The organism is Liquorilactobacillus nagelii DSM 13675, from assembly GCF_019444005.1.
Classification (GTDB): domain Bacteria; phylum Bacillota; class Bacilli; order Lactobacillales; family Lactobacillaceae; genus Liquorilactobacillus; species Liquorilactobacillus nagelii.
The window spans coordinates 2,250,350-2,264,082 of sequence record NZ_CP049304.1; the positions used below are offsets into that span (position 1 = coordinate 2,250,350).

The 13,733-nt window shown below is 37.2% G+C and carries 14 protein-coding genes; 1 reads left to right on the forward strand and 13 read right to left on the reverse strand.

All coding sequences use genetic code 11. The features are described from left to right. Positions 1-5 precede the first annotated feature (5 nt). The 6 genes from G6O73_RS11205 to G6O73_RS11230 all read right to left on the reverse strand — a co-directional run bounded on the left by G6O73_RS11205 (position 6) and on the right by G6O73_RS11230 (position 6,356). A complete protein-coding gene (locus G6O73_RS11205; protein ID WP_157056649.1) occupies positions 6-686 on the reverse strand; it encodes a hypothetical protein in 681 nt (226 codons plus the stop codon). Further along, positions 661-1,368, reverse strand: a complete 708-nt coding sequence (locus tag G6O73_RS11210; protein WP_057885183.1) for a hypothetical protein — start codon at positions 1,366-1,368, stop codon at positions 661-663. Before G6O73_RS11210 ends, G6O73_RS11205 begins: the two co-directional genes overlap by 26 nt. Continuing rightward, complete coding sequence (locus G6O73_RS11215; RefSeq protein ID WP_057885184.1) at positions 1,355-2,158, reverse strand: hypothetical protein; 804 nt, start codon at positions 2,156-2,158, stop codon at positions 1,355-1,357. Before G6O73_RS11215 ends, G6O73_RS11210 begins: the two co-directional genes overlap by 14 nt. 58 nt (positions 2,159-2,216) lie before the next feature. Then, on the reverse strand, positions 2,217-2,516 hold the full coding sequence (locus G6O73_RS11220) for a hypothetical protein (protein WP_157056650.1): 300 nt from the start codon (positions 2,514-2,516) through the stop codon (positions 2,217-2,219). A 1,377-nt stretch (positions 2,517-3,893) separates the two neighbouring features. After that, the gene (gene gnd, locus G6O73_RS11225; protein WP_057885186.1) at positions 3,894-4,790 is read right to left on the reverse strand and encodes a phosphogluconate dehydrogenase (NAD(+)-dependent, decarboxylating); all 897 of its coding nucleotides are present in this window, start codon (positions 4,788-4,790) and stop codon (positions 3,894-3,896) included. A gap of 30 nt (positions 4,791-4,820) precedes the next feature. After that, complete coding sequence (locus G6O73_RS11230) at positions 4,821-6,356, reverse strand: gluconokinase (RefSeq protein WP_057885187.1); 1,536 nt, start codon at positions 6,354-6,356, stop codon at positions 4,821-4,823. A 147-nt stretch (positions 6,357-6,503) separates the two neighbouring features. Between G6O73_RS11230 and G6O73_RS11235 the strand changes: the two genes are divergently transcribed. Continuing rightward, positions 6,504-7,349 (forward strand): MurR/RpiR family transcriptional regulator, encoded by an 846-nt coding sequence (locus G6O73_RS11235; RefSeq protein WP_057885188.1) that lies wholly within the window; start codon positions 6,504-6,506, stop codon positions 7,347-7,349. Positions 7,350-7,415: 66 nt separating this feature from the next. Here the strand turns inward: G6O73_RS11235 and budA are convergent, their stop codons facing one another. The 7 genes from budA to G6O73_RS11265 all read right to left on the reverse strand — a co-directional run bounded on the left by budA (position 7,416) and on the right by G6O73_RS11265 (position 13,727). After that, positions 7,416-8,129 carry an acetolactate decarboxylase gene (budA, locus tag G6O73_RS11240; protein WP_235805050.1) on the reverse strand — a complete coding sequence of 238 codons (714 nt, stop codon included), beginning with the start codon at positions 8,127-8,129 and terminating at the stop codon, positions 7,416-7,418. 84 nt (positions 8,130-8,213) lie between these two features. Then, positions 8,214-8,807, reverse strand: a complete 594-nt coding sequence (locus G6O73_RS11245; protein WP_057885190.1) for a DNA-3-methyladenine glycosylase I — start codon at positions 8,805-8,807, stop codon at positions 8,214-8,216. Then, positions 8,797-9,129 (reverse strand): ArsR/SmtB family transcription factor, encoded by a 333-nt coding sequence (locus tag G6O73_RS11250; protein WP_057885191.1) that lies wholly within the window; start codon positions 9,127-9,129, stop codon positions 8,797-8,799. Before G6O73_RS11250 ends, G6O73_RS11245 begins: the two co-directional genes overlap by 11 nt. A gap of 20 nt (positions 9,130-9,149) precedes the next feature. Further along, positions 9,150-9,713, reverse strand: a complete 564-nt coding sequence (locus G6O73_RS11255; protein ID WP_057885192.1) for a cadmium resistance transporter — start codon at positions 9,711-9,713, stop codon at positions 9,150-9,152. A 193-nt stretch (positions 9,714-9,906) separates the two neighbouring features. After that, entirely contained in the window at positions 9,907-12,189 is a 2,283-nt protein-coding gene (locus G6O73_RS11260) for an FAD-dependent oxidoreductase (protein WP_245002959.1), read from the reverse strand. After that, entirely contained in the window at positions 12,152-12,286 is a 135-nt protein-coding gene (locus tag G6O73_RS12845) for an NAD(P)H-dependent oxidoreductase (protein ID WP_235805052.1), read from the reverse strand. The genes G6O73_RS11260 and G6O73_RS12845 overlap by 38 nt, the downstream gene beginning before the upstream one ends. A 97-nt stretch (positions 12,287-12,383) precedes the next feature. Further along, the gene (locus tag G6O73_RS11265) at positions 12,384-13,727 is read right to left on the reverse strand and encodes an MFS transporter (protein WP_057885193.1); all 1,344 of its coding nucleotides are present in this window, start codon (positions 13,725-13,727) and stop codon (positions 12,384-12,386) included. Positions 13,728-13,733: the final 6 nt, after the last annotated feature.

The following is a 13,733-nucleotide window of genomic DNA, read 5'->3' on the forward strand; positions in this document are numbered from 1 at the left end:
ATAATTTAGTAAAAATCAATCCGTGATAGTTGTTTTAACAAAAGCACTGCCACGACTGCTATGACTAACAAACTTAACAAATCTAAGAGACTAAAACTATTAAAACGACAAGTCATTAATCTATCAAGCACTGGTATTCCTTTCTTTGTGACACTTAATATAAATAAAGAAAAAAATATTAACTGGACTAAGGTATTTTCAAAAAAAAGTGTACAAATGCTAAAAAAAAGTGTCAAAATAATAAATGTTATTACCAAGTAGAAAAAATAACTCAAGTTCACACCTTTATATAAAGTTAGCAACAGCCATAAGAAGGGCAAAGTGCAGGCAATACTACTGACTAGAAAAAATCCAATGAACAGATATATTTTAAGTGGAACTGAACTAACCAAAGGATAATGTTTTTTCACCAATTCTTGAAAACCATCCCCTATTATTAAAAAAGGTGAAAAGATAAAGAAAAGCCATACAAAAGGGAAACTAGAAATCTGTGACAGCTCAGTAACACCACGTAATAAAGTCATAAAACTCCAGTCACTCCCAGGAGAAAGAAAAGATTCAATCAGAATCAATTGAATAAGCAGAACAAAGATAAGTCTATACTTGATATTGCCGAAAAAGAGATAGCTATTCCTTTTAAAAATTCCCCAGAATAAGTTATTATGCATAGATTTTCCTTCTTTCAATTGTATCGACAAAAAACTGCTGTGTGATATATAGAAAAAAGCTATACAATATGATGTCGAAGGCCCAAGAAATAGGACCTATTTTGATTGACGTTAGTTGCCCTATGCCATGAAAGAAATAAAGCGAAACATTGTAATGTATGGAAATGTAATTATCACCAAAACTCAAAAGGGTAAGTAGAAAGAAGGCATATATTTTATTTAAGAAAAAAGCTGTAAATGCCAAAACAAAATAATATGAAAAAAATCCCATAATGAAGGTACTTCCTAAAAGTAGGGTTACCGTTAAATTTTTAGAATCAAAAAAGAGATTTTGTTTTGAATAAAAAAAGAAAAGCAGACCCCCAAGTAAAATGCCGGATAACAACAGTAGCACATTAAAAGTAATTGAACACATAATAAATTTAACAATTTTATTAGAATCGTTTAAACTGTATACTTCACGGATAGTAGGCATTTTCCAGTTAATCAAAAATAATATTGAGGATAGTGGTAAAATGACGTTTAAAGTATTTGAGGGCTGTAAAATACTAACAGTTATTAGTTGCATAATACCTTTGATATCATTAGCTGTATTTAAAGATAAAGAGGTAGTCAATGTAGTATAAATTAAAAGTGCTACTAAATATCCGAAACAATTGCCCAGCTCTTGTTTTTTTAAAAAATATTTACAATATCGCATTTTTACGCACTCCTAAAACGAAGATCATTTCAACTATTGCCAGTATGATAAAATACATTAACACAACCAAAGTTATTGGTGGGTTATAAACGGGGCTAAAACCAATTATTAGCAACAATGGTGAATAGATTTGGTTAAAAAAAACAGTTGCTAACACGGATATAACAAATCCTACAACAAAACCAGTTGAAATAACTGCAAACTTTTTGTGAATGTAAAAAGATAACATACCTGAAAACAATGAAAAAAGTCCGGCGATAAATCCAGAAAGAATAATATAAAAAACAAAAAGATATAATGGATGTGTGTAGTATAATTTTGAAAAATAAGTAAAGTCTGGCAGGACAGCAGTATTTGAATTTAAAATGAAGTTTGGAATTATATTAGGCAAAAGCAAAAATGTGATTCCAAGATCAATTGATAATAGTGCAGTACATACTACGAAACCATTCAAAAAGCTCAAAAATGACGTTTCTAGTGCATACCGAACTATACTACTGTGTGGCAATTTATAGTGCCAAAAGCCACTTTTTAAGTCATCGTAAACAAGCTGATTTAGCCCAAGTGAACAAAAAAGAGGTAAAGCTAATACGAAAAGAATTGAATATGTTCCATTGGTATCGAAAGTAATCCATTTTGTATAAGGAGTAAAAAGAAAAACAGTATTAATATTTAAATATTCTCTCGTGGGTATAACCGAAAATACAATATGTAAGAAAATAATCAGTAATCCTAGTAAAAAACCGTAGTAATAGCGAAAGTCATTCACTCTTTTAAAATAATATCTCACAAAAATTCCCTTCTAAAAAAAACCATTCTAGTTGAATGGCTTTTTTAATTACAAATTGTCAATCCGCATGCCAAGTTCCATAGGAAGAACCATAACCATAAGAATTAGCCATTATATACGCATTATTTCCAGCCCCATATCTTTCAACTAAATAATTTGTTAGCCTATATGTATGATAGGGATATACGTGATATTTAACTCCTCCAGACACATCAATATTTCCAGTCCTTCCAGCTTTATAAGATTGACCCCAAGCGGTGGCAGTATGCCATGGCCGGCTTGAACTAGTAGATTTTAAATAATAACTAGATTTAGTCCACTTTTGCTGACGATAAGTTTGGTCATTTGGGCTAGTCATTCGAAATTCGAAATGCACATACGAAGTATTAACAGCCAAAGCCATACTGGCTGAGAGACCCATTAATAATAATGAAAAAATAGCCAGAATAAAAAAACTTTTTTATTTCTTTTTCCACTCATTTAGATTACTCCTTTTACTTGACTAACAATACAGGACACAAATATATTTGTCAACTTTTTTTAATAAATTAAACAATTTTAATTTATTAAACTCTTAAATAATATATATCTATTATGAACTATTTTGTGCTTTTCACCTCCTTATGTATCAAATGGTTGTAACATTGAAGATGTTAGTTATGACTAGTCAGGTGCATTTCAGAGTGGGTGATAAAGAAAAAGGAATTTGAAATTGGCCTCCGTTGTGTAGGGCTAATTCCTGGAGATATATTTTGTATCTTTAAAAAATCATTGAAGTCGGTAGATTTTCTTTTGAGGTATATCAACTTATTCTAAGATAAGAAAAAGTTCAAGATTTAATGGTCTTAAGGCGAGATTGGATTGGTTAATCGAAAAACGGAGTGAAATACAAGTTAAGCCAGACTTATCTAAAAATCTCGTTAATTTGAGATTCTTTCGCATATAAACTAGATGTTAGGGACAAGTATAAAAAAATAAGAAGAGTGTCTCAATGAGATGTTCTTCCTATTGTTTCTCTAGATATGCTATTTTTCCTAACAACTAAAATAAAACAGTCTTTCTCAGTCATAACTGATCCAAAACTTTTGATCGCTTGATCAAGTTGGTTTAAGCAATTATCAACGTTGAATTGAGGAATTGCGGATGATCAAAGGGTAGTAAACAATGGCGCCAACGTCAAAAAAAGCCATATCAGGTTGATATGTTTTAGCCACTATGATTTCAAAATCTAAGTTTTGAAATTTTACGCTGATAATTAACAAGGTATTATCTGGATATGCCTGTATATAATTACTATTAAAAAAGTGTGATAATGAATATTTGTTTAAAGAACTAACTTTCTGGCTTATAAAATAATCACCAATTTTTAAGTTGTTTTTGATTATTTTGGAATCAAAGTCGGCATGACTGTTGGTAATGATATCTAAAGGATTATTCTTTACAGGTAAATCAGCTTCATGATCTTCTTAGAACTCATGAGGCCTTATTCCGTGCCTAGCAATTGTTTGCTTTAAAAACTCAATATTAGGGGTCCGTATTTCGGCCATTTGAATCTTATTATTTGAATAATAAAAGGTTTTTAACAGTTTGTCGTCTCTAGTCCCCATATCTAGTAACTGCATATTAGTTGTTAAATAACTTAGAACTATTTTTTGACAATTTCAAGGAAGTATCTCGTTTTTTCAACGACTATCAAAATGTGAAAAGTTCCAATCTTTAATACCATATTTCTTCATTAATTTTTTTCCACTGCATGACCACCAAAACCATTACGCAAAGCAGCAACAACTTTGCCATTTAAGGTGTCTGCTTCTTCTGAACGATAACGCATCATTAAAGCAGCGCTAATAACTGGAGCAGCAACATGCAAGCGAATTGCTTCTTCACTAGTCCAAGCACCTTCACCTGAGGAATGCATGACACCTTTAATTTGTGATAGTTGCGGATCGTGAGCGAATTGCTGCTGAGCAAGTTCCATCAGCCAGCTGCGAATTACTGAACCATGATTCCAGACTTGGGCCACGGCGGCATTGTCGTAAGCATAAGGGGACTTTTGTAAAATCTCAAAGCCTTCACCGATAGCCTGCATCATTCCATATTCAATTCCATTATGGACCATTTTTAAGTAGTGCCCCGAACCAGTTGGCCCAGTGTAGAGATAACCATTTTGAGCAGCAATTTTTTTAAATAATGGTTCAATTCGTGGGAAAACTTCTTTTGGACCACCGATCATAAAATTACCATTGTGTCGTGCTCCAGCCATCCCACCAGAAGTTCCCACATCAAAAAAGTGAATCTTGGCTGTTGCTAGTTGTTTGCCGTGACGAATCGAGTCTTGATAAAATGAATTTCCACCATCAATCACGATATCGTCGGCATCAAGCAGTTTTTCCAACTGATTAATTGTGGTATCGGTTGGCTTGCCAGCAGGGACCATGATCCAAATTAATCTCGGACGTGTTAACTGAGCCACCAGTTTAGCCAAGTTATCCGCAGTTCGCGCACCGTTGCTTTGCGCAACTGATCGAGCAGTAGCACTCAAATCAAACGCAGTGACGTCCACTTGCTGATCAAGCAAATTTTTAACCAAATTAAGCCCCATTTTACCTAAACCAATCATTCCAATTTCCATGAAGATCATCCTTTCTTTTTCACGTTAATATTAATTGAATTTTCGCTGCCAAGCAGTTAAAGCTGTTGTTTCATGGCCTAAGTGGTCTTGCAAGCGTTGATAAATAGTAAATAATTCAGTATAGGATTTTGCGGCTGCTGGATTCGGTTGATAGGTAGTTACCGTTCCACTAAGGGCAGCTGCACTTTGCGCTAAGTCGTCGGTTAAGCCAAGCGCATCCATTCCCAATAAGATTGCCCCAAGACAAGAAGCTTCAATTTGAGCGGGTACTTGAACAGGACAATTGAAAATGTCAGCAATCAATTGGCGTAAGAAGGGCGACTTGGCGAAACCACCACTGAGTACTAATTGTTTTTGACTAAAAGTGTGATTATTAAAGATTTCCCAGACACTGCGGAGGTTAAAAATGATTCCTTCAACGGCAGCTCGAGCCATTTCTGCTCGACTATGTGTTTGGGTCAAACCAATGAAACTAGCACGGATATCAGCATCCCATAAAGGTGCTCGTTCGCCATTCAGAAATGGGAAAAATAATAAGCCATTGGCCCCAGCTGGAATTGTTTGAATTATTTGTAATAACTGTTCATAAGGATCTGCACCAGCTTTTTCCCAGATAATTTTTTCATTAGTAAATAATTTTTCCAATGCCCATCGCAATACGATACCGCCATTATTAACTGGCCCGCCAATGACCCATTGCTGCTGGGAGACTGCATAGCAAAATAAGCGTCCTTGAGGGTCAAGTGCAGGTTGCTTACTGAGCAAGCGGATGGCCGCTGAAGTTCCGATTGATAAGGCGGCTGTCTTTGAGTCAAGGGCATTGACTCCTAAATTAGCTAAGGCGCCATCAAAGGCACCTTGAACAATTGGAGTTGCTTGGGGCCAATTTAATTTAGCCGCCAAGTCAGGACGCATTTTACTAAAAGTTGTGTAACTATCAACAATTGGCGGTAACTGACTTTCTTGAATGCCCGCGATTGCTAGAATTTCTGGGTCCCAATTTTGTTGTTGCCAGTTGAATAAGCCAGTTCCACTAGCAATCGAAATATCCATTTGCCATTTTCCAAATAGCTTCCACAAAATATATTCTTTAATTCCACAAAAATAAGTTGCTTGTTTAAAAATTTTAGGTTGACTAGTTTTTAACCAAATTAATTTGGCTAAAAGTGACATTGGGTGTAGTGGTGTTCCAGTTCTTTGATAAAGCTCATCAGCAAACTCACTTTTTTTCAATTTCGCTGCTGCAGGTGCTGCTCGTGTATCAGCCCAGGTAAGCAAGTTGGTTAGTGGACGATGTAGGTTATCCAAAGCAATTAGACTTTGATTGGCACTGGAAAAACTTAAACCAGCTAAAGTTAATTGTTGTTGTTGGACTGTTCGGAGAATTGCTTGCAATCCAGAAGTAACTGCCATTAGAATTGCTTGTGGATTTTCTTCAGCAGTTCCGGCAACGGATTGCTGTAATGGGTAAGAATGATTGAATTGGGCAACAATCTGGCCATTGGTGCGACATAAAAGTCCTTTAGTACTAGTAGTGCCAATATCAATTCCCAGCATAACGTTCATTTGGTGACCTCCAAGAAAAATTAATCCATTTATGAAAAAAGCAGTCATGATTATATTGATTTTAATGACAAATAATTTCATTTACATTATAATTGAATTGGATAGGATTGCAAGCGCTAAATTTATAAAAAATTGGGTGAAGAAAAAATGGAAGTTAAAATTAGAAAGCGAATTCAGCAACTATATTCCCAGCTTGGAGGCAGCAGTCGACGATTAGCGGATTATTTGTTGCAACATGCTTTAGTAGCGGAAGATTCAGTTAATCAATTAGCTGCTGTTGCCCAAGTATCGCCAGCTACGATTTCGCGGTTTGCTCGCATGTTGGGATTTAAAAGTTTCTCTCAGTTAAAATGGGCCTTAATTCATCAGCTTAATCAAGCTCCAGTTACCAGTAGTGAGGTCAAACCGAATGATTCGCCGCAGCAAGTAGCTCAAAAAGTTTTGCGCGCGAATACGGCTACTTTAGAACAAACATTTGAGTTACTGCAAACAGCTGATTTAAAACAGGCAGTTAAACTAATTGTTCAGTCACAGCGCCTCGGCTTTTTTGGAATGGGTGGTTCCAATATTGTTGCTCAAGATGCATATCATAAATTTTTGAGGGTGCCGCTAACGGTACTTTACGACAGTGAATATCATTTGGCATTAATGCAGGCATCAAGGATGACCAGTAAAGACTGTGCTATTTTAATTTCGCATACTGGAGATAATCGAGATACGTTATTATTAGCGGATGTTTTGAAAAAACAGCAAGTACCGCTGATTGTTATTACCAGTACTCCGCATTCACAATTGACACAAGCCGGGGATGTTTGTTTCTTTTCAATTGCTGAAGGGCTGCATTTTGATTCGCGGGCATTTTTCTCGATGACTTCCCAGTTAGCAATTACTGACTGTCTCTATTTGTTAACAGCTCAGCATTTTGGCTCGCAAGCAGCAGATGTTTTTGAAGAATTACAGCGAACGGTGGCATTACGGCATCAAATTAAATAAAAAAACAGCGATTGCGGAGAATCTAAGAAAACTTCACCGTAATCGTTGTTTTATCTAAACATTTAGTTATTCGGCATTGGCGATGACTGAGGCAATATCTTCGTCCTTATCGAAGTCATGATCCATAAATTCGGCATTATTTACCGGAAAATGCTGTTCTAAGGTATCAAAAACTTGTTTTTCTAAAGTTCCCTGTTTGACTCGGAAGTCAAGAATATGGCCGCCAATCGACAGATCATCAGCCACAAAATGGTTATGAAAACCACCGACTGCTGCTCCATGGAACAACATTGGTGAGTAATAGCTTAATAGGGTTCCCTTAACATCATGAGCTTCAAAAATACTTTGCTTCTTAGCAGTTGTAGCTAAGGTATCAAATGGTTTGGTTGATTTGACAACAGCTCGAGTCTTCATGTAGCTGAAAGTTCCTCTAACTAAAATCGAAAAGAAAGTATTGCAGTTGGGCTTTCCTTCAAGGCTAGCCGCCTCAAAGGCTGCTGGATCGGCGTCATTTAAGCTCCCAATTTTTTGATAATCAGCAAAATGCGAGTTAGCGAAAGGCAAAGTGAAGTCATCCTTCAATAAATTAGCCTTACCAAAACTGTCAAATTGATAAGGTTTGCCATCGACAATTACTACTTCGCCGTCTAAGCCTTCACCGGTGCCAATGCCGGTATCACCGTGAGCCATCAGTTCCTTGAGGGTTAGGGTTCCAGTTAATAAACCGGGAACCAACAATGCTAAAGTACCATGTTGGTAAAGTGCTTTTGTGTTTTTCACGTTTATACCTCCAAAATATATATAGATGCTTTCATTGAAAATCATACCACAATGTAAAATCTTGTGGTGTACAACATAAGATGTTCAGACTTTTTTGATTGCTAAGAAGCAATCAGCTTGGTGATCATTAACTAACCCAGCGGCCTGCATGAAAGAATAGACGACTACTGGACCAGTGAATTTAAAGCCAGCTTTTTTTAAAGTCTGACTAATTTTGATGGCTGTTGGGTCCGTTGCTGGAACTTCGGCAGCAGTCTGGTAATGATGGACAATTGGCTGGTAGTCAATCATTTGCCAAAGATAGTTATTAAAAGTTTGTCCGGATTTGTTAATTTGCGCAGCGATTTTAGCATTATTGATAATTGCTGTTAACTTAGCTTGATTGCGAACAATTTTAGGATTGGCAAGTAGCTGTGGCAGTTTAGGCGCCATCGCTTGAACTTGATAAAAATCAAAATTTGCCAGAGCTTGCCGGAAAGCAGCTCGCTTATTCAAAATTGTTTGCCAGCTTAAGCCAGCTTGCATAATTTCTAGTGAGAGTAATTCAAATAAATGCTGATCATTATGGCAGGGAGTACCCCATTCGTAATCGTGATAAGCTTGCATTAATTGATCTGCTGATTCGGCCCAGCTGCAGCGCTTGATCGGTGCTGCTTGTGGTCTAAATTTATTCTCCATGGCGTTTTCCTCGAATGACATGATCGGCATGAGCCAATGTTTCGTTAACGATATCTAAAATATGTGGATCGTCCAGTTGATAGTAGTTAGCTTTTCCTTGCCGTTTAGCTGAAACTAATTGATGTTGCCGTAAAATGGCCAATTGATGCGAAACGGCAGATTGTTCTAATTTTAAAATTTGCCCCAATTCGCTGACATTTAATGCGCGCTGTTCCAGTAGCTGTAGCATTTGCAAGCGAATCGGATTGCTTAACAGTTTAAAAATTCGCTGTGCTTCTTGCAATTGCTGTTGTTCAATTAATTTAAGCTTGGCTGTTGTGATAATTGTAACCCCCTAGTGAGTTAAAAAAGTCCTAGGATGTGACGAATTAATCCGCTATCCCAGAAAACATAAAAACCAATTACAATATAGCAGATTTTCATCAGCTTGTCCCCATCAGATTCAATGAAATCAGCAACTGCGGGTAAGTCAGCTAGTAAATGAATTAACCAAACGGCAAGCAAGGATAAGCCGCCAATAAAGATTAAGGTAATTAAGAAATTATTGAAACTTTGTCCAACTAGAACTGGTAAAAAAATGGCTAAATTACACCCAGCGCAGACCGAAAGATAGGTTAGAAAAACGTTTAAGACAGGGGAAGACAGCTGTTTTGCTCCATCATCATCGTCATCATCATGAAAAGCCAGGTAAATAGGTAATAATCCTAGGATACCTAATAGCCATTCAGGCAAAAAAACTGCCAATGCTTGTCCAATGAAGTAACTGGCACTCAGTAGAACTAAGTTTCCTAACAAATATCCAAGCATTACTTGTGGTAGCCGATACTTTTTTAACAAGAACAATAACATAAAGAAAAAGTCTAAATTGACACTGATAAAAGTTAATCCCAAAATCCCATAGTTCATACACAATTACTCCCCAGTATATTTATATTAGTTCATATGACTATTTTTTCATATGAACTTTATATCATATATCATACACGGCGGAAATTATTTTGCAATAAGCATAAAAGCCAAATAAAAAGGCCGAACCAAACGATTATTGGCTTAGCCTAATAAACATAACTTATCAGCAAAAATTTCAGGAACTACAAGATTATTTAGCAGTAGCTTTAGCCAATGCCTGCTTAACGACTTGAATCAAAGCATGGCTAGAAACGGTTGCACCGGAGACAGCATCGACATCAGCAGTATTGCCGGCAATCATTTTTTGTGGTAATTCACGTAAGGCCTTCAGACCAATATCACCACTTTCACTTTGTTTTAAGATTTCAATATTTTGGATTTGTTGGTTCGAATAAGTCACACGGACAATAACCTCATTGCCTATCCCAGCATTACTACGTCCCAGATACTGGTTTGTCCCAGTAGTGAAGCCAGTTTCTTTGGTAATATCCGATTGTAAGGAAAAAGAAGTTGCCGAGGAATTTAACTGACTGCTAGACTCGCTAGCAGGTTGATTGGCAATCATTGTTGGTTGCTTTGTTCGAGCGGCATTCTCACCAGCAATTTTTCCAAAGATCAAACATTCAGCTAAGTTATTGCCACCTTGATATAAATTAGCGCTGCAGCCACCAAGTTCTCCAGCTGAGTATAAATGCGGAATTGGTTGTCCAGCTGGACTTAAGACTTCTGAGCGAACATTGCGTCGTGGACCGCCTTGTGTATTCAGCATTGTTTGCTGTAATGCCAGAGCATAATAAGGCCCAGCAGTTAATTTTTTCATTGTCTCTGGCTGGCGTTGGAATTGATCATCACAGTTTTGGTCTACAAAATGGTCAAAAAGCTGATTAGTTTTGACTAAACTGTTGGTTGGTAAATGCAGCAGTTGGGCTAAGTCTTCTAAATTATCAGCTTTAATTAATAAGTCAGCAAAATTATCGACTGGTAGTAGTTTGGCAGCTTGTAAATCGGTAAATTTTTGTTGATCAAAAATTAAATAGGGATGAACATTGTGGACCGGAATGCGCCAAGTACCATGACTAGCTAGGTGACCGTGCCGATTAGGTTCAGTTTCGTTAAAGTAGCGGTTGCCATCGTCACCAATTACGAAAGCACTGCCACTGGCTAAATCGGTCCAAGCAAATAAAATTCGTCCACGTTTTCCAGTTGGCATTTTCAACGTTAAACCAAGTGATTCATAATTATACATATGCCATAAATCAGCACCAACTTCTTGCGCCAAATGAATTCCAGCGCCTTTGTTATAAAGCGTTCCTAATGGCACTAATGATTCGGCAGCCAAGTAATCCTGAATCATTTGTTGGTTGTTTTCAAATCCACCGGTGGCTAAAACAACACCATTTAAAGCCTGAATTTTTAAAGGAACATGTTGGTGATCGATCTCGACACCGAGAATAGTTTGAGTTACTGGATCTTGCAGCAAGTGTTTGGCAGGAGAACTAAACCAAACATCAATTTGTTTTTGCCGTTGAAGAACTTGCTGACGTAGATTTTTCCAAAAAGCACTATCAAAAGTTCCTTGGTGAACTAATAAAAGATCATAGGCTTTTGACCCGGAATATTCTGGATATTCGGGAACCATTCCATGTAACATACCAATTTCTTGCCAATGCGCTTTAACGCTATAAGGTTCTTTGACGTTTAAATATTGTTTGAAGTAGGCGGGCATCTTAGTCATGCCCTCGACATAGGCATCGATAATTTCTTCATCAAGTTCTAACGGATAAGTTAGCTGCTGGTAATAGCTTTTCATTTGATCAAAATCAGTTGCTGATCCAATTACTTGACCAGCATAACGAGTATTTCCACCTTCATGACCTTCAGGAGCAGCATCAACGAGCAGAACCTTTGCTCCAGCATCAGCGGCAAAGCGGGCAGCGGTAGCGCCCGCACCACCAAAACCAAGGACAACCACATCATAAGTTGCATCCCAATTATAGCCAGCGGTTGAACTTTTAGCAGAATTATTGTTGCTTAGGAGCTCGATATACTGTAGAAAATTGTTAAAACAAGTTTCCAAAAAGGCAACCGTTTTCGGGTTTTTCAATTGCAGTTTATTAGTAAATGCACTTTGACAATGCGGTAGCATAAATTCATTTCCCGTTAGAACGTAAGCTTCAACACCAGGAGCATCAAGTACATGGCGCAAGTCCATTTGCGCTCGAACTGTTCCTTGAGCACCAAAAGAAGCACCAACAATCATGATTGGCTTTCTTCTTAAAGTGTGATAACTGGCTGAGAGCCACTCAAGCATACTTTTTAAAGCTGCGGGCATCGAGTGATCATATTCCGGGGTGGCAATGATTAGCCCATCAGCAGCTTCAACTTTAGCAATCAAAGATTTAACTGTAGTTGGAAAATCTTTTAATAAATCTTCATTAAATAAAGGCAATTGTCCGATTTTCTTGCAATTCAATTTCAGCTTGAGAAACAAAATGCTGTTGCATATACTGCAGTAAGTAACGATTATACGAACGTCGATTATTATTACCAACGATTGCGACTAGCTTCATTATAAATTCCTCCAATCATAGGATACTTACATTGATATAATCCATGGATTAGTATAACGCTTCCATACAAATGTTAACAGTTGAGCAAATACATTAACTAATTTTTTCGTTGAAATGCAGTCCAAATAGCAATTAAATCAACTACTAGAATTATTAAAGCGAAAATTAAGCCATGATGGAAACCATTAATTTGACCGCTGCTTGATGCAACAACAATGGTTGAGATAATGGCAGTTCCAGCAGCTCCAGCAAATTGCTGGAAGGTGTTGAATAAGGCATTACCGTCAGCTTGCAGCTTGACCGGCAATTGTTGTAAACCATGAGTCATAATTCCCGGCATACTTAGTGATTGGCCAGTAGCAGCAATTACAAAAATCAGAGTAATTATTAAAACATTTAAGTGATTGAAGAAAAGGCTCAATAATAAGACTGCTGTAAATTGCAATGAAATACCGCAAATAACCGGTCGCTTAGCTCCTAAATGATCGAGCAAGATTCCGCCAAAAGGTGTCAGCAAGGCCCCAACTAAGGCTCCGGGTGCCATCGCCATGCCCGCTTGAAAAGAAGATTGATGAAAAGCTAATTGAATCAGATTGGGAATTAGGAATGAAAGCCCGAGAACAACAAATTGTCCAATGAAGTAACTGCTTAAATGCAAACTAAAGCTAAGACTTTTCAAACTGTTCCAATTAAGAATTGGCGCAGTCGATTTTTGGTAATGAAATAACATAACAGCCAGAAAAATTAGTGCTAGGATGGAGTAAACAACGAATTTTAATAGACTAGTACTTAGAAAACTAAAAGCGGTAATTGAAAGTGAGAAAACGGCTGCAGTTGTTATCCAGCCCCAAAGATCAAATTTGGTTGGATGGAGGGGATGGTGTTGTTCAATCGACCAGCAACCAACCAATAAAGCTACTAAAATCAGTGGAATCATTAAAATGAAAATCATCCGCCAACCCCAAGTATCCGTTAAAACACCACCATAAATTGGCCCAATTGCCGGAGCGGTAGCTGTGACAAAATTGCCTAATCCCATCAATAAACCAAGTTTGTTGGCGGGTGCCTGTTCCAAAATGATATTAAACATTAATGGTAAGCTGATGCCAGTTCCGATTCCTTGGAAAGCCCGACCGAGAATTAGCCAACTTAAGCTGGGGGCAGCAGCATCGATTATTACCCCAAGTAAAAAGCAAGCAACCGAAGTCACGAAAAGTTTTTTAGCTGAAAAGCTGCGTTTTAGAAAAGCTGATAACGGAATCATAGCGGTCAAAACCAAGAGATAGGCAGTTGTTACCCATTGGATTTGAGCTAAAGAAACATTAAAAAGCTTCATTAACTGTGGAAAAGTAATATTCATAGCTGTTTCGATGACGACCCCACCAAATGATAGAATACCGGTGGCAAAAATTGCTGCAGGAAGTTTATAACGTTGTTTCAAAATAAA

Coding starts and splice junctions, on each gene's coding strand:
- G6O73_RS11210 (WP_057885183.1), bottom strand. CDS start 1,368: ATGCGATATTGTAAATATTTTTTAAAAAAACAAGAGCTGGGCAATTGT.
- G6O73_RS11255 (WP_057885192.1), bottom strand. CDS start 9,713: ATGAACTATGGGATTTTGGGATTAACTTTTATCAGTGTCAATTTAGAC.
- G6O73_RS11245 (WP_057885190.1), bottom strand. CDS start 8,807: ATGGAGAATAAATTTAGACCACAAGCAGCACCGATCAAGCGCTGCAGC.
- G6O73_RS11235 (WP_057885188.1), top strand. CDS start 6,504: ATGGAAGTTAAAATTAGAAAGCGAATTCAGCAACTATATTCCCAGCTT.
- G6O73_RS11220 (WP_157056650.1), bottom strand. CDS start 2,516: ATGACTAGCCCAAATGACCAAACTTATCGTCAGCAAAAGTGGACTAAA.
- G6O73_RS11230 (WP_057885187.1), bottom strand. CDS start 6,356: ATGAACGTTATGCTGGGAATTGATATTGGCACTACTAGTACTAAAGGA.
- gnd (WP_057885186.1), bottom strand. CDS start 4,790: ATGGAAATTGGAATGATTGGTTTAGGTAAAATGGGGCTTAATTTGGTT.
- G6O73_RS12845 (WP_235805052.1), bottom strand. CDS start 12,286: ATGAAGCTAGTCGCAATCGTTGGTAATAATAATCGACGTTCGTATAAT.